General features: G+C 43.8%; 19 protein-coding genes. 1 reads left to right on the top strand and 18 read right to left on the bottom strand.

What is annotated here, in order from left to right; translation table 11 throughout:
* Window positions 1-226 precede the first annotated feature (226 nt).
* Window positions 227-2479, top strand: coding sequence for a lamin tail domain-containing protein (locus J2Z48_RS12510; protein WP_307254012.1), 2253 nt, complete (start codon window positions 227-229; stop codon window positions 2477-2479).
* A 68-nt stretch (window positions 2480-2547) separates the two neighbouring features.
* On the opposite strand, the gene pyrG is transcribed toward J2Z48_RS12510, so the two are convergent.
* The 18 genes from pyrG to J2Z48_RS12420 all read right to left on the bottom strand — a co-directional run bounded on the left by pyrG (window position 2548) and on the right by J2Z48_RS12420 (window position 26367).
* Window positions 2548-4170, bottom strand: coding sequence for a CTP synthase (pyrG, locus tag J2Z48_RS12505; protein WP_307254011.1), 1623 nt, complete (start codon window positions 4168-4170; stop codon window positions 2548-2550).
* A 284-nt stretch (window positions 4171-4454) separates the two neighbouring features.
* Window positions 4455-4961 carry a DNA-directed RNA polymerase subunit delta gene (gene rpoE / locus J2Z48_RS12500; RefSeq protein ID WP_307254008.1) on the bottom strand — a complete coding sequence of 169 codons (507 nt, stop codon included), beginning with the start codon at window positions 4959-4961 and terminating at the stop codon, window positions 4455-4457.
* A gap of 135 nt (window positions 4962-5096) precedes the next feature.
* Complete coding sequence (locus J2Z48_RS12495) at window positions 5097-6188, bottom strand: glycosyltransferase (protein ID WP_307254006.1); 1092 nt, start codon at window positions 6186-6188, stop codon at window positions 5097-5099.
* Window positions 6189-6253: 65 nt separating this feature from the next.
* Window positions 6254-7609, bottom strand: coding sequence for an FkbM family methyltransferase (locus J2Z48_RS12490; RefSeq protein WP_307254003.1), 1356 nt, complete (start codon window positions 7607-7609; stop codon window positions 6254-6256).
* Window positions 7610-7801: 192 nt separating this feature from the next.
* Entirely contained in the window at window positions 7802-11062 is a 3261-nt protein-coding gene (gene icmF, locus J2Z48_RS12485; RefSeq protein ID WP_307254083.1) for a fused isobutyryl-CoA mutase/GTPase IcmF, read from the bottom strand.
* Between the two features lie 7 nt (window positions 11063-11069).
* On the bottom strand, window positions 11070-11702 hold the full coding sequence (locus tag J2Z48_RS12480) for a TetR/AcrR family transcriptional regulator (protein ID WP_307254001.1): 633 nt from the start codon (window positions 11700-11702) through the stop codon (window positions 11070-11072).
* Window positions 11699-12661, bottom strand: coding sequence for a methylmalonyl Co-A mutase-associated GTPase MeaB (gene meaB, locus J2Z48_RS12475; protein ID WP_307254000.1), 963 nt, complete (start codon window positions 12659-12661; stop codon window positions 11699-11701). Before meaB ends, J2Z48_RS12480 begins: the two co-directional genes overlap by 4 nt.
* 12 nt (window positions 12662-12673) lie before the next feature.
* Entirely contained in the window at window positions 12674-13816 is a 1143-nt protein-coding gene (locus J2Z48_RS12470; RefSeq protein WP_307253999.1) for an acyl-CoA dehydrogenase, read from the bottom strand.
* Window positions 13817-14057: 241 nt separating this feature from the next.
* Entirely contained in the window at window positions 14058-15197 is a 1140-nt protein-coding gene (locus tag J2Z48_RS12465; protein WP_307253997.1) for an acyl-CoA dehydrogenase, read from the bottom strand.
* A gap of 19 nt (window positions 15198-15216) precedes the next feature.
* Window positions 15217-16071, bottom strand: a complete 855-nt coding sequence (locus tag J2Z48_RS12460; protein ID WP_307253996.1) for a 3-hydroxybutyryl-CoA dehydrogenase — start codon at window positions 16069-16071, stop codon at window positions 15217-15219.
* Between the two features lie 17 nt (window positions 16072-16088).
* Window positions 16089-17267, bottom strand: coding sequence for an acetyl-CoA C-acetyltransferase (locus J2Z48_RS12455; RefSeq protein WP_307253994.1), 1179 nt, complete (start codon window positions 17265-17267; stop codon window positions 16089-16091).
* Window positions 17268-18232: 965 nt separating this feature from the next.
* On the bottom strand, window positions 18233-18403 hold the full coding sequence (locus tag J2Z48_RS12450) for an AbrB/MazE/SpoVT family DNA-binding domain-containing protein (protein WP_083426531.1): 171 nt from the start codon (window positions 18401-18403) through the stop codon (window positions 18233-18235).
* 48 nt (window positions 18404-18451) lie between these two features.
* Window positions 18452-20521, bottom strand: a complete 2070-nt coding sequence (locus J2Z48_RS12445) for a (Fe-S)-binding protein (RefSeq protein WP_307253993.1) — start codon at window positions 20519-20521, stop codon at window positions 18452-18454.
* A gap of 189 nt (window positions 20522-20710) precedes the next feature.
* Entirely contained in the window at window positions 20711-21925 is a 1215-nt protein-coding gene (locus tag J2Z48_RS12440) for an ATP-grasp domain-containing protein (RefSeq protein ID WP_307253991.1), read from the bottom strand.
* 31 nt (window positions 21926-21956) lie between these two features.
* A complete protein-coding gene (locus J2Z48_RS12435) occupies window positions 21957-22538 on the bottom strand; it encodes an LOG family protein (RefSeq protein ID WP_307253990.1) in 582 nt (193 codons plus the stop codon).
* 12 nt (window positions 22539-22550) lie between these two features.
* The gene (locus J2Z48_RS12430; RefSeq protein ID WP_307253989.1) at window positions 22551-23777 is read right to left on the bottom strand and encodes an MFS transporter; all 1227 of its coding nucleotides are present in this window, start codon (window positions 23775-23777) and stop codon (window positions 22551-22553) included.
* 70 nt (window positions 23778-23847) lie between these two features.
* Window positions 23848-25089, bottom strand: a complete 1242-nt coding sequence (locus J2Z48_RS12425) for an ATP-grasp domain-containing protein (protein WP_307253988.1) — start codon at window positions 25087-25089, stop codon at window positions 23848-23850.
* A gap of 12 nt (window positions 25090-25101) precedes the next feature.
* Window positions 25102-26367, bottom strand: a complete 1266-nt coding sequence (locus J2Z48_RS12420) for an ATP-grasp domain-containing protein (protein ID WP_307253987.1) — start codon at window positions 26365-26367, stop codon at window positions 25102-25104.
* Window positions 26368-26375 lie beyond the last annotated feature (8 nt).

The raw sequence follows: 26375 nt of genomic DNA, 5'->3' as shown, positions 1-26375 counted from the left end.
CTCTTAGAAGTAATTGATATACCAGTAAGCATAGTTAGAGGATGAATCTATTTGTGAATTGAAATAGATTCATCCTCTTTATTGCCTTTTAGAGTAATCCACCATCATACACCAAAAATATTTTTACATTATTTTAACTTAACAGATAGTAATTAATATTTACACATTAATGCATAAATTATATGATATCGTAGTAATCCAATTCCATCATAGAAGGGAACCATCTATGAAAAAGTTATCTATTCTGTTTGCGTCTGTTGTTATGTTGATTAGTGTGGTATTTCCCAGTTCGTCGGTTGTCCAAGCCTCTCCTGTGGATCATGTCTTGATCACAGAAGTATATGTGGACACCAATCTTCCTAATGAGCCAGAAGAATACATCGCGGTGACAAATCCGACTCGCGCTTCGTTGAACATCGCGGGCTGGCGACTCACTAGTGGAAAAAGTAGTATGTCCTTTCCGAGTGGTACCTCCATTTCCCCGAATCAAACGTTGTATATCACCCGAAATGCGAGTAAGTTTCTGCAAGAGTTTGTAACGATCACCCCTGATTTTGAATATGGAGCAGATAGTAGCACGAGCACTCCGCAGATGAGTTCGAGTATCGGGGCTCTGACCAATAGTGGTGGAGAAGTCCTCCTACAAAACGGGAATACCGTTGTGGATGCTGTTGTGTATGGTAATTCGTCCTACAACGGAACTGGCTGGTCAGGAGAGAAGATCCCGACTAAACCATCTGGGGTCGTGACCGTACGGGATCGCACAGAGTCTACTGGAATGTGGGAAGATACCAATACCCGTGCCGACTTCGATCAACTCCGTGTCTACCAAGCGGGGCAATCGCGTTTTGACTTAGCCAGCTTTACGTTTAATGGAACCGTAACTCCTTATACTTCCCCGGATAGTAGTTTTAGCACATTGGAAAAATATCTAAATAGTGCCCAAAAAACGATTGATTTAAATGTCTACGAGTTTCAAAATACCTATTTGCTAGAACCGATGAAAAAAGCGATAGCACGTGGGGTAAAAGTGCGCGTCTTCCTAGAAGGACAACCTGTAGGGGGACTCCTTGATCAATCGAAATATGTAGCGCAACAAATCACAAATGCAGGCGGACAAGTACGCTTTATCATCAGCGATACGACCAATGAACGGTATAAACGGTATCGCTTTAATCATGCCAAATATGCCATTGTGGATGGTTCCCGTGTGTTAATGCAAAGCGAGAATTGGAAGAGTACGGGTGTTCCTACAACCAATACATATGGGAATCGCGGTTGGGGAATCATCATCCAAAACCCAGACTTTGCTTCTTATGTAGAAAAAGTGTTTGAAGAAGATTGGAACCCGTCTTTCCGAGATAGTTTTCCTTATACTCCCGGCACCAAGTATGGAGAACCCGCGGCAGGCTTCGTTCCCGATACAGGTAATCCAACTGGCAATTATCCATCTCCCTTCCCTGCGAAGAATATAAGTGGTGCTTTTACTGTAACGCCTATATTTGCTCCGGACTCAACAATGCTACAGGAAAAAGCGATTCTAGGGATGCTACGCAATGCGAAATCTGAGTTATTTGTGGAACAACTCTATATCCATAAGCACTGGGGCGATACCAAAACGGGGTCCCCTGAATCAACACCCAATATCTATCTGGAAGAGATGATCAATGCGGCGAGGCGTGGGGTAAAAGTGCGCGTTGTACTCGATGGTTCTTTTCTAGACGCTTCTGACCCACGAGATAATCAATATACGATCCAATACATCAATGAAATCGCAGCTCGCGAAAAGCTCGATATGGAAGCAAAGCTCTTTAATCAGTCCGCCTTGCACGTAGATAAAATTCATAACAAAGGGATTATCGCCGATCAAAAAGTACTTGTATCCAGCATTAACTGGTCGCGGAATAGTCCAGAAAACAATCGAGAGGCGGGTGTCATTGTCGAAAATGCGGAGGTAGCAGGCTTCTATAAGGATGTTTTTTTATGGGATTTTACGGACGGGGCCAAGAAACCTGATCCAGACGAAGGAAAAGGAAAGCTCCGTATCTCTGAAGTCCATTATGATACCGCCGGCAACGATGCGGTGGAAGAATATGTAGAGTTATATAATCATAGCAATCAAACACTCGACATGAGTGACTACACCCTTTCCGACGATATAGCCACCTACAAAATCCCCTCAGGCACAACCATAGCGCCCGGAAAGCGAATCGTAATCGCTCGAAACCAAGCCGGATTTCAAGCACGATTTGAGATGCAACCTGATATAGCCGGAATGAAACTATCGCTTAATAACAACGGCGACCAGCTTACACTGAAAGACAAGTCAGGGAATATGCTCGACTTTGTCGCTTATGAAAAAGCACCAGATTGGAACATTGCAGCAGGAAAAGGGAAATCTATTTCCCGAATCGATCCGACAGTTGATACGGATACCGTGAAAGATTGGGCTGTAACCAATCCAACTCCGAAACAATAAATAAAGCTTTAGTATTCAATAAAAAATGGACGTTTCCCATGAATGTGGAGACGTCCATTTTTATTATCTTATACCTCTACTCCACTCGACTTTTTCACATGCAATGTTGCAGCTACGAAGTCACGGAATAGGGGTTGTGGGCGGTTGGGGCGGGAGGTGAACTCTGGGTGGAACTGGGCGGACAGAAACCATGGGTGGTCTTTGTATTCTACTATCTCGACAAGACGACCGTCTGGGGAGGTTCCAGAGAATACGTATCCTGCTTGCTCCATCTGTTCACGGAATTCATTGTTAAACTCGTAACGATGGCGATGACGCTCATAGACGAGGTCTTCCCCGTATGCTTTATGGGCCAGTGTGCCTGTGCTTACTTTACAAGGGTACAAGCCTAGACGTAATGTGCCACCTAGATCTTCTACTTCTTTTTGTTCAGGCAGTAGGTCAATCACTGGATATGGGGTGCTTGGATCAAATTCAGAGCTGTCAGCGGACGGGAGACCTGCAACATTCCGAGCGCCTTCTACACACATCATTTGCATACCCAAGCAAATCCCGAGGAACGGAATTTTTTGCTCACGTGCGAAGCGAGTAGCGATGATTTTACCTTCGATTCCACGATCTCCAAAGCCGCCTGGAACGAGGATTCCATCTACTTCTTCTAGGAACTCTGTCACATTTTCATCCGTTACATCTTCGGAGTTTACCCATTTGATCTCGATCTCGGCATCATTTTCAAAGCCCGCGTGGCGCAATGATTCGGCGACACTCATATACGCATCTTGTAAGGAAACATATTTCCCCACGATCGCGATTTTGGTTCGGCGCTTCAAGTTTTTCACTTTTTGTACCAATGCAGTCCAATCTTTCATGTCCGCTTCTGGTACATCGAAACCAAAGTGTTTGACCACGATCTCATCTAAGCCTTCTTGTTGCATCATCAGCGGGATTTCATACAATGTTTCTGCATCGCGCGCTTCGATGACTGCATCGCGATCGATATCGCAGAAGAGAGCGATTTTACGCTTCATGGATTCGGTCAATGGATACTCTGTACGCGTTACGATGATATTTGGCTGAATCCCGATACTACGCAGTTCTTTTACACTGTGCTGGGTTGGCTTCGTTTTCAGCTCTCCACTCGCACGTAGCATCGGAACCAAGGTACAGTGGATGTACATCACATGCTCGCGACCTACATCACTTTTAATTTGGCGAATGGCTTCTAGAAAAGGAAGGCTCTCGATATCGCCAACGGTTCCCCCAATCTCGGTGATCACGACATCCGGTTGAGTTTCACGAGCTGCACGAAATACACGATCTTTGATTTCATTGGTTATGTGAGGGATTACTTGTACCGTACCTCCCAGATAATCGCCACGGCGTTCTTTCTTAATGACCGATTGATAAATTTTACCTGTGGTGACGTTGCTGTTCTGGCTCAGATTTATGTCAATAAAGCGCTCATAGTGCCCCAAGTCTAGGTCCGTCTCTGCCCCATCATCCGTTACAAAGACTTCACCATGTTGATAAGGGGACATGGTACCTGGATCGATATTTAAGTATGGATCAAACTTTTGAATCGTTACTTTTAGGCCACGATTTTTCAGCAACCGCCCTAATGCAGAAGCGGTAATCCCTTTTCCTAACGAAGAAACGACTCCACCCGTTACAAACACAAATTTCGTTTTCATCTCCATTTGCCTCCTATATAAGAAAGTATTCCCTTTTTAAAAAACATTCTTCCAAAAAACATAGAAAAAGCGCCCCTAAATAAATAGAGGCGCTCGGTTGATTTCGTCATTATTGTGTACCCATTTTTAATGAGCCCAGAAAATATTCTAACCAAACTCAATACAGTTGTCAATAAACTCATTAGTCAAAAATATCATTTTATTTTTTAGGCAATAAAAAACCGACATTCCGATTGCTATGGTAATGTCGGTTCATCCATCTTTGGGTATCTACGAAAACGTTCTTAGAGCTCGTCTTCATCTTCGAGGTCTAAGTCATCATCCTCGTCTTCGTCCTCTTCCCCATCTAAGTCTTCCTCCGTAAAGCCGTCCGCTGTATCATCGTCTGGCTCATCTGCGTCTTCCGCACCAACGGTGTACAATGGATCTTCTTCAATCGGCTCTGGAGCGAAGTCATCACTTTCATCTTCGTATATCTCATCACCAAAGTCATCATCGTCCAGAATGTTACTCGCGATCGCAGAATCAGTCGCTTGATCAGTTGGATACCATTCACGTAGTCCCCACAAGCTACGACCTACACATACAAAGCGTCCATCTACGTTTAAATCAGTGTAGAATTGGGCGATGTATTGAGTGACATCTTCTTCTGTAAATCCCTTGGTCTTTGATACATATTCGATCAAATCACGATAGAGTAGCGGTTGACCATTATTTTGTCCTAAAGCTATGTATGCTAAATCGACCATAGCTGTTTCTCTAATTTGCTCAAGAGTGAGGTTGTCGCTCAATCTGGACACATCCTTCCAATGTAGGTAAACGATACAACTACACGTCTACCTTCTCGTCATTATTTTATCCAAAAAACGGTTGAAGTCAACGTGTAGAGGTATAGATGACGTGGAAAGATTTATTTTTATGTCTGTTTAGATGCCTTGGTTAAGAGGTCTTTCTAGATATTTTTCATTTTGCTCACTTTCACCAGAACCAAATATATAAGCTAACTTTTTCGAAACATTTGCCCGACAACTATAGGATTCATGTATTTTCTTCGCCCCACTAATGCCAATCTGTAGTGCTGATGATAAGTCTGCTTTGATCCAATTGAGGAAATTCACAATTTCTTGAGAGCTAGACACCCTTAAATAATCAGCATTAGGCTGTATAAAATATGTATCGTTACGTGGATTTGTAGTAATTAATAAGCATCCTGTAGCCATAGCATCTGATGCCGCAGTCGTCGGAAAACCATCAAGCGCCTCTCCATCCGGAATGCTACAATTAATAACCACATGAGATTTTCGATAGATGGGTAGTAGATCGGTAGGATTCAAAGGACCATAGAAAGTGTAATTTGGATTTTGGAGTTTATATAGCTGATTGTCCCAATCGCCAATTAGATGAAGATGAAAATTCAAATCCAGTTGATTAAAAGCTTCAACCAGCATATCAAACCCTTTTCTAGGAGCATTATATGCACAAAAAACAAGCTCTATTGGTAATGTTTCTGCCTTAGGTAAGTACGAATAGTAATCTGTGTTTATCGCTGCTGTAACCAGTTTCGATTTAGCCACAATATCTAAAACTTCTCTAATATTAGAAAATACCGTCTCGCATCCCTCTGCAGCAAGGAGGATATGCTCATTTGGTGTAGAAGGATTCAATCCTCCTCCAGGATACAAGGTTGAATGCAATTTGATGTTATTCTGATCCAAAAACGATCTGATATTCAACGAAGCATTCGATCCAGGTGCTATGGGGTGACCTAGTAGGCTCAAGGTCAAATTCAGAAAAACACAATATACGTCAGTGATACCTTCTTCCTCAGCCACTTGTTGAAATTGAGAAAAAGGAAATACTTTTGCTGGAAACTCATCGACATTCAACTGTGATGCAAAAAATAATGTATCTGGCCTATGCTTCAGAATTTCATAACTCTCCCAATAGCGAAAACCACTTAATTTCCATGGAAAGTATGTATCAATCACCGCAAGGCGTCTTTTTTTCGCTCCTGACATACATCCCCCACCCAACTTGAGAGAATCGAAAATAGAAAGACAGAGTGAACACTACTAGAAACTTGTTACTCTGTGACAGCAAACAATACGGTTTCTTCTCTCGTAATCGTATAATGCCCTAAAAAGAACTGATATCCTAGATTGAGTTCCGAAATAAACCGACATATATCACCAAAATCAGCCATATGATGGTAAACCGCAATCGCGAGAGTGGGTTTAAATTTCGTAATTGCCTTCACAGCACCTTGTAAAGCTTTCATCTCAGCACATTCAACATCCATCTTAATAAAATCTACCTTTTTGATATCATTTCGTATAACTAAGTCATCAATAGACAAAGTTACGGTTTCTCCAGTCCCACCTTCTATCTTCGTATTGGATACGGTACTGGCAGGTCCATTATCTAAATAATAGCATAATTGGTCAGATGTATTCCAAACGGGCTGTTCAATAATCGTAACCCTATCTCTCAGATGGGGATTCAAATCTAAATTCTTCTTCATCGTATTTATATTAGATGGGATAAATTCAAAAGAATAGACCTGACCGTCCTCTCCTACTTCGTGAGCAAAGTAAAGAGCTGTATCACCCCAACAACCACCAGCATCTATTACCACATCTCCAGCTTGAGCTTTTATGCGATGGTTGGATCCTACATACTCATACTGCTTCTCCATAAAAGTATTGCTAATCACTACATTCATAGAATATAAACTGATAGGATACCCCATCTTACTAAGATCATATAAGGGCAGAGCCCAATGATTGTTGTAAATGACATCATTTGGTTGTGACAAACCGAGGATTAAGCTCCTTCTCCTCCAATATGCAGAGTCATTCAGAACTGACTTTACTCTTTTGCCCCCCCAAATTCGAAGTGCAATGACATTGATCAGCACATTTCGTGAATCGTCATTACTCAGACGATCATACAAGTATAGCAGGCCATCTACATGGTCAAAGAATTGTCTCATTTCCGTGTTCGTATCAATGAACGCTCTATCTGTTATGGCAACTCCTAGGTATGAAATCCAATCAATATCTAGGTTAAAAACATGATTTTGAGTGGAGCACTCATACAGATAGCGAATAAAATGATCCAAAAAATGCGTGGGACGATCTACCACAAAATCATCATACTTCAGTTGCATGGCTGTCTCGATTAAAAACAACTCATGATACAATTCGGTCACTTGTGTTGGCTGAGCTATTGCTAACGCTTTTGAGTAGTAAAACTTGGCATCTTCCAAGTAGCCCATGGAAAAAGTAAGAGAACCAAGCTGTTCTAACGTATGATAATCATTTAAATTAGAAATCAATCCTATTTTAAGACCATGTATGGTATGTTCTACATTTTTATGTTGAGTGAGATTAGCTTTTCTAATTTGCAATTCATGTAGTGCTTGAGTTGGATGAAACAAAATGTCTTCCTCCCTTTTTCACTTCTTAGGCTCTGAGTCATTCAGAACCAAACGTTGAGCTCTTATAGTAGTAAATTCACTTATCCAACGGAGTATGACTACAAAGAGCAACGAAAGAAGAAAAGAAATTGCCTGACAGCATAGCCATCAGGCAAAAAAGGGTCTCAAGCGAATTGAATTAGATTTGCACTTCTACATATTACGACGGTACTGACCGCCTACTTCATAGAGAACAGATGTAATTTGTCCGAGGGAAGCAACTTGGACAGTGTTCATGAGTTCCTCGAAGATATTACCATTATGACGAGCCACTTCTTTGAGACGTTGTAGAGCAACAGCGGCTTCAGAAGCATAACGCTTCTGGAACTCCTGTACGTGAGCAACTTGCAATTCTTTTTCGCTGGCATCTGCCCGGGATAGTTCAATTTCTGCCTCTTCAGGTGGATGAGGGTTTTCAAATGTATTAACGCCGATGATCGGTAGTTCTCCAGAGTGCTTTTTCATCTCGTAATACATGGATTCCTCTTGGATCTTGCTACGTTGATACTGGGTTTCCATCGCACCCAACACCCCACCGCGATCGCTGATTCGTTCAAACTCTTGCAATACTGCTTCTTCCACTAGATCTGTTAATTCATCGATGATGAAAGCACCTTGTAGTGGGTTTTCGTTTTTGGCTAATCCGAGTTCTTTGGTAATAATCATTTGAATCGCCATAGCACGGCGTACTGATTCTTCTGTAGGCGTGGTGATTGCTTCATCGTACGCATTGGTGTGAAGAGAGTTACATTGGTCATAAATCGCCATCAACGCTTGCAGAGTGGTTCGAATATCGTTAAAGTCAATTTCCTGCGCATGAAGGGAGCGTCCAGAAGTTTGGATATGATACTTCAGTTTCTGGCTTCGTTCGTTGGCGCCGTAGAGACGTTTCATCGTAATCGCCCAAATCCGACGAGCCACACGACCGATAACGGTATACTCTGCATCAAGTCCATTACTAAAGAAGAAAGAAAGATTATGGGCAAACGCATCTACATTCATCCCGCGGCTCTTATAATACTCGACATAGGTAAACGCATTGGCAAGAGTGAACGCAAGCTGGGAGATAGGATTCGCACCCGCTTCAGCAATGTGATAACCACTAATACTGACCGAGTAGTAGTTGCGCACTTGGTTTTGGATAAAGAACTCTTGCATATCACCCATCATTTTAAGAGCAAATTCGGTTGAGAAGATACATGTGTTTTGACCTTGATCTTCTTTTAAGATATCCGCCTGCACGGTTCCTCTTACCGTACGCAAGGTAAATTCGCGAATTTGATTCCGTTCTTCTTCGCTTGGCTTTCTACCTTCTCGCTCTGTAAACAAGGAAACCTGTTGGTCGATCGCTGCATTTAAATACATCGCTAGGACAATCGGCGCAGGACCATTGATCGTCATCGATACACTGGTGTTAGGACCGCAAAGGTCAAATCCGGAAAATAGCTCCGCCATGTTGTCCAAGGTACAGATGCTAACGCCGGATTCGCCCACCTTCCCGTAAATATCTGGGCGCTCTGCTGGATCTTCGCCGTAAAGCGTCACACTATCAAATGCAGTCGAGAGACGTTTCGCTGTATCATTTTTAGATAAGTAGTGGAAGCGACGATTGGTACGTCCCGGGGACCCCTCTCCAGCAAACTGACGCTTCGGATCTTCGTCTGCCCTCTTCAGAGGAAACACGCCAGCGGTATATGGGAACTGACCAGGTACGTTTTCTCTTAACAACCAACGCAATCGCTCCCCCCAGTCCTGAAAGCGCGGCAGGGCGACCTTGGGAATTTTACTACCGGATAAGGTTTCATTATACAAAGGAGTGCGGATGACTCGATCTCTCACTTTGGATTCTAGGAAATCTTGACGATACATCGACTGGAGCTGATCCCACTCGTCTAGCATTTTTTTATTATATGGTAGCAACTCTAGCTCTTTTTGCTGGGTAACCTGCTCAATTCCTTGCACGACTTCTCTTTCAATCGAGTGGGTATCAAGTAGATTTCGAGCTCCATACAGCTGATAGAGTTCCGTTGCTACTTTGGCTTGTTGTTCAACATCTTCATAGTACTTGCGAACGGTTTGGGCTAAGTCCCGTAGGTAGTGGATTCTTTCGGGCGGAATAATATATTCTAACTGGCTGACACCCACAGGTATATCAATCGTGGAGACCCAATCTACTTCACACTTCATGCCCATCGCTTCTACCATCTTTTTATAGAATAGATTGGTTCCGGGATCATTATACCGAGAAGCCATCGTACCGTATACAGGAATTTCTTCATCAGGTGCATGGAAAAGATTATGGTTTCGTCGGTATTGCTTCTTCACATCGCGCAATGCATCTAAAGAACCTCGACGGTCAAACTTGTTAATCGCAATGAGATCCGCATAATCTAGCATCTCAATCTTCTCTAGCTGAGAAGGAGAGCCGAACTCTGCCGTCATCACATAGATCGACAAGTCACTGATTGGAACGATATCGGCATTCCCTTGCCCAATCCCACTCGTTTCCACGATGATGAAATCGTAACCAGCGCTTTTTACTACATGAATTGCTTCTAGAATCGCTCCACTTAGTTCGGTACGAGTCTTACGCGTTGCCAAACTACGCATATAAACTCGTGGGTGATGGACAGCATTCATACGAATCCGGTCACCCAGTAGCGCCCCACCTGTCTTCTGTTTCGATGGATCAATCGAGAGAATCGCCACTTTCTTATCCGGGAAATCCTCGAGGAAACGACGTACCAACTCATCCGTTAGCGAGCTTTTCCCTGCTCCACCTGTACCTGTGATCCCTACAATGGGGATACGCTTCGTAGCAATTGGTAAATCAGCTAGCCAACTTTTCGATAATGTTGCCGCCGTTTCATTTCGGTCATTCCGTTGCTCAAACGTTTGTTCTACGTATGAAATCGCTTTGGCTACGGCTTGGAAGTCCCCTTGTAAGAGAGCTTCTTTTTCCAGATCAAGCTCTTGAACCGATGGATAATCAGTCTCGCGAACCATGAAATTGATCATCCCTTGTAGCCCTAAAATCCGACCATCTTGTGGAGAGAAGATTTTCGTCACTCCATACGCTTCCAGTTCCTCTATCTCTCGTGGGACGATGACACCTCCGCCTCCGCCGAACACTTTGATGTTTGCATTTTCTTCTCTCAACAGGTCGATCATGTATTTAAAAAACTCAATATGGCCACCTTGATAGGACGAAATCGCAATCCCTTGAACATCCTCTTGGATCGCCGCTCTGACAATCTCTTCTACCGAGCGATTATGACCGAGGTGAATCACTTCCACCCCTGAATCTTGAAGCAAACGACGCATTAAGTTAATTGAAGCATCATGACCATCAAACAAACTGGCAGCTGTTAAGAACCGGACAGCGTGCTTGGGACGTACAATTTCTGTTTCCATCATCGTCTCACCCCTTGTTTGGTATCTCTATCATTAATAGGGAAACTTGCTTTTCGGTATATTCTTCGAGGGTATACATTTTTTTGAGTGCCCAATGGCGAAAAGCCCACATCTGACCTAGTACGACGATATTATGTGCCGTCAGTCGAACAGAGGAGGCAGGGATTTGAAAGGAACCATCTTCGATCCCTCGAACTAACATTTGTTCAAAAAAGAGAATGATCTCTTCCTCCCTCGCCAGCACTAGCTTCATCTGATCTTTGGGAAGCGACTTCGTTTCTTGATAGATTAGTAGTACATAAGGACGCAGTTCATCCATGATTTGAAAATACTGGGTAAGACTCGAGGCAAGCATTTCTTTCGCCGTCAGATGGTGTGAGGAGAGAGAATGAAGCTTCTCTAGCAATAGGGAATGAATATAGTGACAAACAAGATAGAGAACATCCTCTTTCGACTGAATGTATTCGTACATCGTCCCAATCGACAAACCACACTCACGAGCAATCTCGCGGGTGGTTGTCTTATGGAATCCCTTCTCGATAAACAGCCTAACTGCTCCTTCTACAATCTGCTGACGGCGCTCTTGTACGAGCCTCTGGTTTTTAATCATAGAGGGAATGATTTCTTTCTTCTTCGTCACTCGATCCCCTCCCGATCCTGTTTAATCAGGTGACTCTTGATCCATTCACGGGCAAATTGATGTGGTAACTTTGCGCCATGCCAAACCTCTTCCAACTGTTGCTTGCAAGCAGGTTCCTGGAAATATTGCTGGAGGTAAGCTTGAAATTCAGCATCAATTCTCTCTTTGACCTCGCGGACTGTTTGTTCTCTGCGACGACGAACTCCTTCACCGCTTTCTTCTAAAAAGACCCGATGACGCTGAAACTGCTCCCATAATTCAACGATTCCCTTTCCCTGTATCGGAATGGTCTGGGACACTGATGGGCTCCATGAATCGTGGTTGTTTGTTAAATGTACATACTGTTCAATCTCGGCAACCATCTTCGCCGCTCCAGGTATGTCCGCTTTATTCACCACATACAAGTCGGCAATCTCCATCACACCTGCTTTAAACACCTGCACCACATCGCCACTGTACGGATGAACGACCAGAGCCACACTATCCACTAGATGCATGATCTCTAGCTCCGATTGCCCCACACCCACAGTCTCTACGATGATCACATCAAAGCCAGCTGCATCCAGCACACGAACCGCATCTTTCGTAGCGCGAGAAAGCCCCCCTAGGCTACCCCGACTACCCATACTACGAATAAACACATTCTCATCCAGCGCATGTCGAACCATTCGTACACGGTCCCCGAGAATAGCTCCTCCTGTAAAGGGGCTTGTTGGGTCTACTACTATGACCCCCACACGTAGACCCTTTGCTCGTAGCGTCGTAATCAGACAGTCAATCAACGTACTCTTTCCAGCTCCAGGAGGGCCTGTAATCCCAATGACATATGCTTTTTTTGTTAGTCGTTCCAATTCTTTCACTAATAACTCTGAGTCCGAATGATCATTTTCTAAGAAGGTAATCACTCGCGCAATCGCCCTTCTTTCACGATTTTTAATCCCTTCGATCCAGTCCATCATCCGATATCACTCTTATTCGTTCGAAATATATTTCGCTATGACAACGCGTTGAATTTCATTAGTTCCTTCATAAATCTGAGTAATCTTCGCATCCCGCATCATGCGCTCTACTGGATACTCACGGGAGTAGCCGTATCCACCAAAAACCTGAACCGCTTCAGTTGTCACTTCCATCGCCGTATCCCCTGCAAAGAGTTTCGCCATCGCAGATGCTTTGCCGTATGGAAGCCCTTCCGCTTCTAGCCATGCTGCTTGATACGTGAGCAGACGGGCCGCTTCAATCTTCGTTGCCATATCAGCTAATTTAAATTGAATGGCTTGTAGTGCGATGAGTGGCTTGCCAAACTGCTTCCGTTCCTTGGCATAAGTGAGTGCTTCTTCGTATGCTCCTTGGGCAATCCCCACTGCTTGGGCCGCAATCCCGTTTCGCCCGCCATCTAGCGTCTTCATCGCAACCTTAAAGCCTTCCCCTTCAGATCCCAAACGCTGACTGCTCGGAATTCGGCAATCTTCAAAGATAATCTCTGTCGTAGCAGACGCACGAATCCCCAACTTCTTCTCTTTCTTCCCGATCGAAAAGCCTGGGGTTCCTTTTTCTACGATAAATGCGGTAATTCCTTTATGTTTCATGGAAGGATCCGTAACGGCAAAAACGACATAGATTTCTGCATCTCCGCCATTTGTAATAAAAATCTTGCTTCCATTTAAAATGTAATCATCGCCGTCTCTCACAGCCGTCGTACGCATCGCGGCAGCATCCGAGCCTGATCCCGGTTCTGTTAAGCCGTATGCTCCTAGCTTCGTCCCCTCTGCAAGCGGTCTGAGATACTTCTGTTTTTGCTCTTCGGTTCCAAATGTGAAGATTGGATAGCTGGCAAGGGAGATGTGTGCCGATAGCGTAACACCCGTAGAGCCACATACACGGGATAGCTCTTCCACTGCGATCACATAGCTAAGATAGTCTGATCCAACACCGCCGTATTCCTCTCCCCACGGGATTCCTGCCATGCCGAGTTTACTCATCTTATCAAAGATAGAACGATCAAAAATCTCATGTTCGTCGCGTTCTGCGGCACTCGGTTTTACTTCTTTTTCGGCGAAATCGCGGACCATTTGGCGCATCATTTCGTGTTCTTCTGATAGGCGGAATTGCATGTTGTCTTCACCCTTTTTGTAGGTTTTTTATCGTTTCAAGTTTTAGTTAGTGAGGTCTAGATAGATAAACTTGTTCCATTAATGATTGATTAAAGATTAAGTGACTAAGGAATAGGCTTTGTCGGGATAGATGGACCCGGGGCATATATCTGACCACAGCTCAAATAGTGAGTTACAAGGATGTGAGGTATCTCGGATAGACTCTCCTGCCCTCGATCACTCAATAGCCAAATCAACCAGCCTACTTCCCAATCTCATTCCCAATCACAATCCGTTGAATCTCATTCGTTCCCTCATAAATCTGTGTAACCTTCGCATCCCGAAAAAAGCGTTCAACTGGATACTCACGAGAATAGCCGTATCCGCCAAAGACCTGGATAGCTTCAGTGGTAACTTTCATCGCCGTATCTGTCGCAAACATCTTCGCCATGGATGCCTCTTTTTTACAAGGTAACTTCTGTGAAACCAGCTCAGCCGCACGGTACACAAGCAAACGTGAAGCTTCAATCTGAGTTGCCATATCAGCTAATTTAAATTGAATTGCTTGTAGTGCATGAAGCGGCTTCCCGAACTGTTCCCGCTCCTTCGCATAGGCATTTGCCGCCGCATAAGCGCCTTGTGCAATTCCCAATCCCTGTGCCGCTATTCCGACACGACCACTCGCTAGATTAGCCAAGGCAATCTCATATCCTTGCCCTTCACGACCGATCAGATGGTCAGCCGGAACCCGTGCCTCTTCCAATATCAACTCACACGTATTGGAGCCATGAAGCCCCATTTTCTGTTCCTTTTTCCCAACTGAAAACCCTGGGGTATCTTTCCGTACAAGGAAAGCAGAGATACCGTAGCTCCCCTTATCCGGATCCGTTACAGCAAAAACATTGTACAAATCAGCCGCCTCAGCGTTGGTAATAAACATTTTGCTACCCGTTAAAATATACTCATCCCCCACACGCTTAGCTGTCGTGCGAAGCTGGCTCGCATCGGATCCAGATTGGGGTTCGGTTAAACCAAATGCGCCGATATACTCCCCACTAGCCAGTTTAGGAATATAACGCTTTTTTTGTTGCTCCGTTCCATATCGTAGAAGAGGGAGCGTTCCCACTGAGGTGTGCACAGAGAGAATGACTCCCACAGTTGGACTCACTTTCGAAATCTCTTCGATCGCTAGGATATAAGAGATAAAATCTGCCCCAGATCCGCCCCATTCTTCGGCAATCGGGATCCCCATTAATCCGAGTTCACCCATCTTGCGTATCACTTCACGCGGAAAACGGTCCTCTGTCTCCATCCGTTCAATTTCCGGCGCGATTTCTTTCTGAGCAAAATCGCGCACCATCTGTTGTAATAAAATTTGTTCTTCCGTAAATGAAAACCGCATCTGACTCACTCCCAACTATCTACTTGTATACGTAAAATCCGCGGCCGCTTTTTCTTCCTAACCAGCCTGCTTTTACATATTTGCGAAGAAGGGGACAAGGACGGTATTTGGAATCTCCAAATCCTTCATGCAAGGTTTCCATAATGTATAAACAGGTATCAAGTCCAATAAAATCAGCCAATGTGAGCGGACCCATCGGATGATTCATCCCCAGCTTCATCACATCATCCACTGCTTCTGGTGTTGCAACTCCTTCATAAACCGTGTAAATCGCTTCATTGATCATCGGCATGAGAATTCGATTTGATACAAAACCAGGAAAATCATTTACCTCTACGGGGTGTTTTCCTAATTCCCGAGATAGCTGTTCAACCAAGTCGTAGGTCTCTTGATCCGTCGCAAGGCCTCGAATAATCTCCACTAGCTTCATCACCGGCACAGGATTCATAAAATGCATGCCAATCACTTTCTCTGGACGTTTCGTCACAGCGGCAATTTCGGTAATAGGGAGAGAAGAAGTATTGGACGCAAGCACTGTATGTGCAGGGCAGAGTTCGTCTAATTGCTGGAACAACGAAACCTTTGCCTCCATTTGTTCGATAATGGCCTCTACCACTAAATCAGCTTTCGTAGCCGCCATCTTCAGATCCGTTGTACCTGTCACACGGCTTAAAATAGAGTCTATTTCTTCTTGCGTACTCCGGCCCTTCTCTACTTGACGAGCCAGGTTCTTTTCGATTGAAGACAAACCTTTTTGGACAAATGCCTCCTGTTGATCTAATACCGTCACTTCAAATCCCGATTGGGCAAACACTTGAGCAATTCCGCTACCCATCTGGCCTGCACCGATAACTGTCACATGTTTTATCGACATAAAAGCCCCTCCTCTACCTAACCTACTCGAACCAATACAGCATCCCCTTGTGCCGCTCCACTACAAATCGCCGCTACGCCAAGGCCACCACCACGACGTTTTAACTCTTCAATTAGAGTAAGGATAATCCGTGTACCACTGGCACCAATCGGATGACCGAGAGCAACGGCTCCTCCGTTTACATTGATCTTATTTGGATTTGCGCCAAGTATTTTGGCATTTGCCAGAGCTACTACTGAGAACGCCTCATTCATCTCAAATAGATCAATCTGATCTATCGTGAGATTATGCTTCTTCAATAATTTCTGAACAGCATAGGCAGGTGTAATCGGAAAATCAGGTGCCTCTAGGCCAATCGCCGCATGACCTAACAATGTTGCCAATGGCTCCATTCCTAACTCTTTTGCCTTTTCACGGGATGCGAGCACCATTGCTGCGGCACCATCATTTACGCCCGGTGCATTTCCTGCTGTAATTGTGCCATCTGCCACATATGCTGGCTTTAACTTAGCCAAAGCTTCCATACTGGTATCACGACGAACTGCCTCATCCTGATCCACCACAATGGTTTGCTTACGAGATTTCACAAGAACCGGGACGATCTCATCAGCAAATTTACCTGCATCCATCGCCGCCGCGGCTAGCTGATGACTCCGAACCGCCCATTCATCCTGCTCTTCCCGACTCACTTCGTATTTCTTCGCAATTGCGCTACCGTGAACGATCATATGAACATCATGGAACGCGCACCATAGACCATCATGAACCATGGCATCCAATACTTGACCATTGCCCATGCGCATCCCAAATCTACCTTGTGGAAGTAGATACGGAGCATTGCTCATACTCTCCATGCCACCTGCCACCATGATCTCTGCATCGCCTGCGCGAATGATTTGATCCGATAAGGTTACACTTCTCATCCCGGAAGCACATACTTTATTAATCGTCTCCGTTCTCACTTCCCAAGGAAGGCCGGCATGACGAGCCGCTTGACGGGATGGAATCTGACCAGCACCACCTTGTAGCACCATTCCCATAATGAGTTCTTCTACTTGGTCCGCCACCACTCCCGAACGCTGAAGCGCACCTTCAATCGCCACTCCGCCTAGTTGAGCAGCCGTTTGATCTTTTAATGCCCCACCAAATTTACCAAATGGAGTACGAGCTCCACCTAAGATTACTGTTTCTCTCACAAACATACACCTCCAGATGAATTCCCAATGGTTTCCCTTGACCGAGCGTTCGTTCATTTTTGGATTGCAACAAATATGCAAACGCTTACAAGTTAAGGATACAGGATTGAATTTTTATTTACAATAGTATTTCATTTCGGTCTAATAAGAATTGAAAACATAGTAATATTAACTATTTGAAAGAATAAAGAAAAGGGAAAGTTCACTATGACTTATTGATCGTAGTGGGCAGGAGAGTCTGTTCGATACCTGCTCAAAATACTATCCGCTGAAATGTGGAAAAGAGAAAAGAAAATTCACTATGGCTTATTGATAAATAGGGGGTAGGAGAGTCTGTTCGATGCCTGCTCAAATACCGATCCGCTGAGATGTGGAAAAGAAAGTCCGCTCCTCTATCCTCCGTGGGGGCAGGTGCAAAACTCGCAAAGAACGCTCAGACATGTTGCACCAAAAACGCCCCCTACTACGGATAGCTTCGCTAGGTAGGATCGCTAACATCGCAAGGTATCGAACAGACTCTCCATTCCCCTTTAATCTAATCTCAAGTTGAAAGCCATTTAAAAAGATAATGTAAAAGAAATAATTGCCTATAACAGACAGATTTTTTCTCTTTGTATAATCACTATTTAAACAAGACACTTAATCAACCAATAAACAGAAACAAACTAGGGGCAATGTGTCTACCCACTGCGATTAAGTAGAGCCTGCTTAGCGTAGTCCTTCGAAGATAGGGCGTTTTGTGGCAATGTTTGAGTGTGTTCTTCGCGAGTTTTGCCACTTGCCCTATCTTCGAAGAACGAAGCGGACTTGCTTTTCCACATCCTTGCAGGTTCACTATTTGAGCTGTGGGTAGACACATGCCCCGGGATTACTCCAACCGGCTAATGATTGTCTTATCATTAAAGTGATAATCAAACTGTCAAACTGCAGAACCCTAATAGCAACAACAAAATCACGACATTGTATCAAAGCTCCTGAACTTCATCAATCATAATCTTATTCACATTTACCAACAAAAGATTACCCTTTTTCGTCTCGATAAAAGCGATCTGATCCCCCTCGTTCATCTCTAACTTTCGACGGATCTCACTCGGAATCACGATTTGCCCTTTATCGGAAATTTTCCGTACATGCATTGTGTTCACCCCTAACCTATGAATATTCTCAGTTTGTCTATAGTCTTATTAGGAGGCTTGCTCTTCTTGTTCAATCGTAAATTCAACGGAGAGAGCAAGTATCTCAGCGACGTCGAGTGTTTGAACTGACTCCTCTACTTCTTTTGCCTTGGTTCCATCTGACAACATGGTCAAGCAATAAGGACAAGCGCTACCAATCATGGTCGGCTTGGTTTCGAGTGCCTGTTCGGTACGCGCAACGTTAACCCGTGTTCCCTCGTGCTCTTCCATCCACATCATGCCACCGCCCGCACCACAGCACATGGCATCTTCAAAGCTACGTTTCATCTCTACCAAGTCGATCCCTGGAATCTTACTTAAGATAAAGCGCGGAGCGGAATAGATATCGTTATAACGTCCGAGATAGCAGGAATCATGATACGTGATACGTTCGGTCAATGTCTTGCTCGGAACGAGTCGCCCGTCTGAGATGAGATCTGCAAGTACTTCGGAATGATGATACACTTCCGCTTCCAAACCAAGGTCCGGATACTCGTTTTTAAATGTGTTGTACGCATGTGGGTCAATGGTAATGATCTTCTTGACGTTGTTCTTTTGGAACTGTTTTATATTGTCTTCCGCCAATTGCTGGAACAAGAACTCATTCCCCATACGACGAGGTGTGTCACCAGAGTTTTTCTCTTTGTTTCCGAGAATCGCGAATTTCACGCCTGCTTGGGTAAGGAGTTTCACTAGGGTTCGAGAGATTTTTTGGCTTCTCATATCATAAGCACCCATGGAGCCTACGAAGAAAAGGTATTCGAATTCTTTCTCTTCTTTTACCGTTGGTACAGTAACTTCTGCATCTCCTGCCCATTTATCACGGTCTTTTTTACTAATCCCCCATGGATTACCTTGCTTCTCGATATTGGAGAAAGCACGACCGGCTTCTGCACTCATCTTCCCTTGTGTCATCACGAGATGGCGGCGCATATCGATAATTTTATCTACGTGCTCGTTCATAACCGGGCATTGGTCTTCACAGTTACGGCAAGTGGTACAAGCCCAAATCTCTTGCTCTGTAATAACATCCCCGATCATCGCAGGACCGCTCTCGCCAACTGCTACTTCCAACGCTGCCTGATTCGCATTCGAAAAAGCCACTTGTGGTACCCAAGGCGCCTTTTGTGTAATCGCTGCACCTTGTTCTGTTAAGTGATCCCGTAGCTTCACAATCAACTGCATCGGGGATAACATCTTACCTGTTCCAGAAGCAGGGCACATATTGGTACAACGACCACATTCCACACAGGCATATAAGTCAATCAATTGTTTTTGGTTAAAATCCGTAATCTTCCCGACTCCATACTCTTCAACTGTCTCATCTTCAAAATTGATTAACGAGAGTTTACCTGGTGGTTGTTGACGTTTCATAAAGACGTTTACAGGTCCCATTAATAAGTGGAAGTGCTTGGATTGCGGTACATACACCATGAAAGTAAAGAGTACAAGTGCATGCATCCACCAAAACACGTAGAATACCGCCTCTGCTACACCTTCCGATAGTCCCGAAAACGGCGATGCCAACATAGATGAAATCGGAGTTGACCAACTAGATGGATGCTGGAGAGCGATTTGCTCAAATGCGCCACCCATCAGGATCGAAAACATCAACGAAGTTAAGAAGATGATAACCAGACCTGATTTAAAGTTTCGCTTCAGACGTGCAAGCTTCTCCACATACCTACGATGAAACGCATACAACGTGGCGATAAGCACTAGGAACGTTGTGATTTCTTGCAAGAAAGTGAAAACTCCATAAACCGGACCAAGAGGTAGATGCCCTCCCGATTGTAAGCCCTTCCAAAAAAGGTCAATCGCACCAAACTGAATAATAATAAACCCATAAAACATAACGGTGTGCATAATTCCGCTTTTCATATCTTTAAAAAGCTTCTTTTGCCCAAATACATTAATCATAATCTCACGGAAACGTTCTCCAAAGTTCAATTGGAATTCAATTGGTTTGCCCAATCGAATGTACTGATAACGTTGATATACTACATAGCCGAACAAGTAAAACGCATAACTAGCTACAACAATAAGTGCAATGATATTGAAAATTTGTAACGTAGACATTACTAGCTCGCTCCTTTCAAAACATTTCATTTACGGTAACTATATATAATCTTACCATTACTAAGTGGTTCCATTGTAACATAAAAATGAGTGGTCATTCATTCAGTTTTTTTTATTTTACATATAAAAAAGACACCTACTTCAAAATGGTTAGCAAAAATCAACCGAAGCAAAGAGGTGCCTTCCTTTTTATGATATTGGTTCTGTTACGATTTCATATTCGTTCATCGCTCGGAGAAGATCCGACTCGATCTCTTCTTCAGGGCCAATAAAGGCAAATTTACCAGCGTTAAAATAGTAACCACCCTTACCATCTAGAATCGAATCTACTTCCGGAATATACTGATAGGATAGTGTAGATAATCCTTCTACTTTAGATACCTTCACCACTTTACAAGGAACCTCTTTCGGCTCAGGCACTAACAAGAATCCAGATACAAAAGGCGTCTCTCGAGGGGCTATCTCAATTTCTTCACCCAGTTGGGATTGGAAAAGCGCCCTCACTAAGTCTACATCGTATAGAAGTCTCATCAGCGGTACCACTTCCCCGCCCCCTTGACGTGCACCTAGCTCAAGGAATACAGGCTCATCTCCATCCCGCAGAATTGCCTCTAGATGAAACACACCGTTGTCCAGTCGGAGTGTTTTCATCACCTCTTCCGTAAAATCTGCGAATTTCTTCGATCTCTGCTCGTCGGAAATGATGATGGAGCCAACTGATTTTCCTAGCGTGTAATCATAGCAGGTGTTTAGATAGCGAGATGTTTTTACAAAGACAAGCTCCCCATTTTTCATAATGCCATCCATATGAACAATCGGACCTTCTACATACTCCTCACACTCATAGGTATGGATATCGATCTCTTTCATCGCAGCCTCTAACTGTTCCCTATCAGGTATGATTTTCACTCCTGCACTAGCAGCCCCTGTTCTCGGCTTTAACACAACGGGAAACCCAGTCTCAGATACAAAATGGCGCAAACTCTTTTCTGTCAAATCCTCTAAATATCGCGGAACCGCAACCTTGGTACCGACAAAACTCTTTTTCATTTCCACTTTATCAATAAATCGTAAGGTATCTTGTAAACTCATACCTTGAATTGAATAACGATCTCTCATTTTCCCCGCAACCAAGATATCATTTTCAGATAGTGCAATGAGAACATCAATCTTCCCAAATCGACTTATGATATTCTCGAACGCGGCACTTACTTCTTCTACATCTTTCAAATCGTTAACCACTTGTGCATAGTTGGGGATCTCTGGATGGTTTTCTAGGTAAACCGCACCCCCTGCATTTACGATGTAGGAAACGTTATTCTGATGATGATCAAGGAGGGTCGCATAGTTCCCGTAATCATCGCTCCATCGGTTCATAATCACTATATTTTGGTTCGTTATCATTGTTGTACCTCCACCAAATCAAGGGAATTTGCTATTTATGAATGGGAATGGCTTCTTTTAATGAAGAAACAATCGTATCAATGTCATCGACAATCTTTACTTTCGTCAAGTCATCATCGTGCAAAAATCCGTGATGCTTCAAATTATCAATCAACTGGATAAACGGATCAAAGAAATGATTGATATTCCATATATAAAGAGGCGCGTCGTGTATCCCGATCTTTAGCCACGCAATCGTTTCACATAGTTCATCAAAGGTACCAATCCCACCCGGCATAGCCAAAAAGCCAGATGCTAATTGATACATCGTATTTTTTCGCTCATGCATGCTTTGGGTAAAGATCGTAGATGCCCGTGCACCGCCTTCTGCCTCTTGATGCTTGAGAAACTCTGGCAAAACCCCTACGACTTTCCCGCCACCAACAGCTACCTCATCTGCCAATTTCCCCATCATGCCTACAGTACCACCACCGTACACGATACCGAAGCCAGCCTCTGCTAGCTTTCTTCCCGCTATTTCTGCTTGCTCCATCCACATAGGATCCTTGCCTGTTCTAGCACCGCAAAAGCAACAAATTAAGGGTGGGCTTTCTTCTTTGAGCTTTGCAATCATATCTGTATCCCCCTATCCAGCCATTGTGCTACCACTGCTACTCTTCTTATCCATTCGATAAGAGAGGCTATAGATGATGAATCCTAGCGTCATCACACTTGATAGAATTAAGAAGCCATATTGCGCACCCCATGCATCCATCGATTTCCCTACTACATATGTGCAGGCGATTTGTAAGGACATTCCGATCACATTCCAGATCGACATCGCCCTACCGATGTATTCAGACGGCAGCTTCTCCATCACTTCCGAGTACATAATGATTCGAATCCCCGAACCACAGAACCCAAACATCATATTGATAAAGCAGGCAACTGCAACACTGTGATTCACAAACATGAATACCCCGCAGAGAATCGCGATGATAAATCCAACGAGCACTAACCCTTTTCGTGAGATTTTGGAAGAGAGATTCATAATGATCAAACCAGAGATACAGGCACCTATCCCATAACACATCGTAATGAGCCCAAATTTTACAGAGTCCTCATGTAAAAATGTACTTACATAGCCCGGAAGAGAAACATTGATCAGACCTGCCGCTACAAATGGGATAAACATCGTAATACCGAGCAAGAAAATAGCGGAACGATGACGGAAATACTTAAACCCATTGATAAAATCTTCTTTTAGATGAGCCAGCTTTAACCCTGTTTTAGCTGGAGTTGTCTCAACCGAGATGAGTTTAACCAATAAACTCGCGATGATAAACATCACAATATTGATGATCAGGATCGAATTAAATCCGAGTTTTTTATACAGTAAACCTCCAACCGCACCTGCTGAGAACATCCCTACTTGCATCGCAATTTCCGCACCTGAATTTCCTTTTAAGACATTTCCCCCTTTTGCCGTAATGTTTTGCAGGAGCGCCTTGGTAGCTGGAAAATAAATGTTCCATCCGATTCCATTGCTGATTGCTAAAAGGAACACGTAGCTATAGTGGAAACCAGTAAATAAAAATAACAACAGCGTAATCAGTGTTAACGCAATTCGAAACACATTTGACCAGATTACAACTGCCTTCTTATCAAAACGGTCGACTATCAATCCAGAAAAGAATGATATCAACAAACCACAGACGACGTTTACACCAAACACCAAACTGACCAGCTCATTCTTGCCCATGTGGTCAAGCACAAGCCAGTTTAAGGTTCCGAGTGTAATCCCCGCGCCAAATTGACATATTAAATCTGCTAATAGAAATAGTTGCAAATTATTCTTGAAGAGATTCTTCATACTACACCTCAATTCGCTACATGAATGAATATATGGGACTACATTGGATTCATAGTCCCATATATTCTTATTACGTCATACTGCTTCGTAATTCCTCGATGATATGATGTGGAACGATCTTATTTTCCTCATTTAAGCCCATCAATTTTGAGAAGCAATCTTCTGCATCTACTGCGCTAAGCATCATCTTATACTGCGTTCTTCCGTCGTGGTAGCGATTAAAGCTTACATGAACCACATCATCACGATTTTGCATCCGCTCAGCAGTGGCAGCAACCATATTTTCCAACGGAAACTCAGCTACAAAACGATCTTGCTTCGGTAGACCGTACTTGCTTTCCCACTCTCCCTCTGCCATTTCAAGGAGACATTGGAATGCATTCTGCCCAGACACAGCAGACGACAGATTGGTCATACCCGAGATTCGAGGATTGATCTCAATGATGTAAAAAATACCGTCCTTATATATTAATTCTACATCGATTGACCCACTTACCTCTAATTTAGAGGCAATATTTAAAACCATTTCCTCTAATTCCTGAATTGGGTACGATTCATTCGTAAATGGGGCAAATCGGAGATGGTCAAATGGGAATAGATTGCGAACCGAGTTTGAACACTTTCTGACTAAAGGTTGGCAACGATAATTCCCATCGCACCCAAGTACTTCGATACCAAATAACTCTCCCTCTATAAACTGCTCCACTAAGACATCAGCGGTTGGAGGATTCGTGGATAAATATTCTTGTAGTTCCTCCACAGTATCCATAATCTGAATCCCACATGACATCGAATCCCACAGCGGTTTGACGATAATCGGGAAGCCCATTTTCTGCACTTTATTAAAAATGAACTCGCGGTACGAGTGGTAGCGGATGCCCCGATCATTAATCAAATCACCATGAATTAAGAATCCATCGGTAACGGCATATCCCAAATTACGTAAGAAACTTTTTGTCTCCCACTTATTACACATGATCGCAGTCGCTTCCATCGAGTGCATAATCATCGGAATCTGATGCTTCTCCATCAAGATTTCCTTTACACAAGCATCGCGCAAGCTATTATCATCTGGAAGCGAGATCGATATGACTACATCCGCTTTCCATTCCAATATTTTGTTAACGAGCGTTTCACTGGAGACATCAGCTGAAACCTTTTCAATCTCACCCGGAAACATGTCTGAGCTACATTCACCATCTGTATAGAAAAGTTTTGTTTCATACCCTTTTTTCTGAACATACTTGCTAATATAACTTAAAAAGGGTTGTGCCTGTCCGATATCTACCGATCGAGTAAATGCGATCCTCATTGATGCCCACCTCTACTCAGCAATTTGCAATTCAATTTTTTCTAATGCTTCCGAACACAAATCCGATGCCCTTTTATAACAATTGGAAACAGAAATAATATGACCGATTCGGTCAATATTGTTAATCGGGACTCCAATTTTCTGTCCTTGTTTGGCATATATTTCGATATCTACAATGCCTTCCTGTCCATCCGAAGAAACTTTTTGGATTTCTTCCAGCCGATCAACCGACTCGATAATCCCCTCTTTGTCGCTCGTGATAAAACGGATGGCGGCGAATTGATCGTTTCGAGGGGTAACATCCGGAGCTTGTCCCAGAGAAGTTTGCATATAAACAATCCCCTCATCAATTCCGCAAGCGTGTAATAGGAGGCAGGGGATTTTTCCACCCGGCATCCTTGCCCCTACTTCAATGATTTTCACACCATCTGAAGTAAGTTTCACTTCAACATGAGCAATTCCATTTTTCAATCCGAGAGAGCGAACGGCCGATTCCGTCATATCTGTGATTTGCTTTTGTTCCAAAGGATCTAAATGGGAAGTGAGGGTATGTCCGATCTCGGCAAAGTGATTACCCGAGGTCGTCATCTTATCCGTAATCGCAAGCACACTCATATCCCCGTTACAAATCGCTATTTCTACACTTACTTCCTGTCCAGATAGATACTCTTGGATCAAGATATGATCATCGAGAGGCATACCATGTGGAAACTCCACATTATTCTGCTTGATGACTTCAAAAGCTTGCTTTAGCTCCTGTACACTGTTACTTTTAAAAACGCTACATGATCCTGCATTCGAAGATGGCTTAATCACGACAGGATAGCCGATTTCAAGCGCCGCCGCGTTGCACTCATCCCATGTTTGAACCACAATCGTTCTGGCACAGGAGACCTGATGTTCTGCAAAATATTGATGCATCAAATCTTTCCTTCGGAGCGCCGCACACTTCGACACATCATGTGTGGGTAGATTTAATTCACTCGCCACTTTTACGGTTATATCGGTCACAAACTCGAAACCCGCTACAACCCCTTCGATCCCCACGCTTCTGCCATACTCTACGATCTCTGTAATCGCTTCCACTTCTTCGCAGAAGTTCGTAAACAGTGTATAGTCAATCATGTCCTTTACCGCATCCGAATAGCTATGTTCATACAAGTCTTCATGCGTAACCGCATGCACCTCGACACCCATTCGCCTCGCACTCTTCAATAGCTCGATACCACCGGAGCAATTTGGTTCGATGATCATAATCTTCCGTTGCTCTTGATCCATCTTTTCCT

Origin of the sequence: Croceifilum oryzae (assembly GCF_030814315.1) — a bacterium.
Taxonomy (GTDB): domain Bacteria; phylum Bacillota; class Bacilli; order Thermoactinomycetales; family Thermoactinomycetaceae; genus Baia; species Baia oryzae.
The sequence above is the reverse complement of the archived record's forward strand: the minus strand, read 5'-3'. Positions and strand labels throughout refer to the sequence as shown.

Excerpts from the sequence above, each read along its gene's own strand:
- pyrG (WP_307254011.1), bottom strand. The coding sequence starts at position 4,170 with ATGAAAACGAAATTTGTGTTTGTAACGGGTGGAGTCGTTTCTTCGTTA.
- J2Z48_RS12420 (WP_307253987.1), bottom strand. The coding sequence starts at position 26,367 with ATGGATCAAGAGCAACGGAAGATTATGATCATCGAACCAAATTGCTCC.
- J2Z48_RS12460 (WP_307253996.1), bottom strand. The coding sequence starts at position 16,071 with ATGTCGATAAAACATGTGACAGTTATCGGTGCAGGCCAGATGGGTAGC.
- J2Z48_RS12445 (WP_307253993.1), bottom strand. The coding sequence starts at position 20,521 with ATGTCTACGTTACAAATTTTCAATATCATTGCACTTATTGTTGTAGCT.
- J2Z48_RS12430 (WP_307253989.1), bottom strand. The coding sequence starts at position 23,777 with ATGAAGAATCTCTTCAAGAATAATTTGCAACTATTTCTATTAGCAGAT.
- J2Z48_RS12435 (WP_307253990.1), bottom strand. The coding sequence starts at position 22,538 with ATGATTGCAAAGCTCAAAGAAGAAAGCCCACCCTTAATTTGTTGCTTT.
- icmF (WP_307254083.1), bottom strand. The coding sequence starts at position 11,062 with ATGGAAACAGAAATTGTACGTCCCAAGCACGCTGTCCGGTTCTTAACA.
- J2Z48_RS12450 (WP_083426531.1), bottom strand. The coding sequence starts at position 18,403 with ATGCATGTACGGAAAATTTCCGATAAAGGGCAAATCGTGATTCCGAGT.
- meaB (WP_307254000.1), bottom strand. The coding sequence starts at position 12,661 with ATGATGGACTGGATCGAAGGGATTAAAAATCGTGAAAGAAGGGCGATT.
- J2Z48_RS12510 (WP_307254012.1), top strand. The coding sequence starts at position 227 with ATGAAAAAGTTATCTATTCTGTTTGCGTCTGTTGTTATGTTGATTAGT.
- J2Z48_RS12425 (WP_307253988.1), bottom strand. The coding sequence starts at position 25,089 with ATGAGGATCGCATTTACTCGATCGGTAGATATCGGACAGGCACAACCC.
- J2Z48_RS12465 (WP_307253997.1), bottom strand. The coding sequence starts at position 15,197 with ATGCGGTTTTCATTTACGGAAGAACAAATTTTATTACAACAGATGGTG.
- J2Z48_RS12440 (WP_307253991.1), bottom strand. The coding sequence starts at position 21,925 with ATGATAACGAACCAAAATATAGTGATTATGAACCGATGGAGCGATGAT.
- J2Z48_RS12470 (WP_307253999.1), bottom strand. The coding sequence starts at position 13,816 with ATGCAATTCCGCCTATCAGAAGAACACGAAATGATGCGCCAAATGGTC.
- J2Z48_RS12495 (WP_307254006.1), bottom strand. The coding sequence starts at position 6,188 with ATGTCAGGAGCGAAAAAAAGACGCCTTGCGGTGATTGATACATACTTT.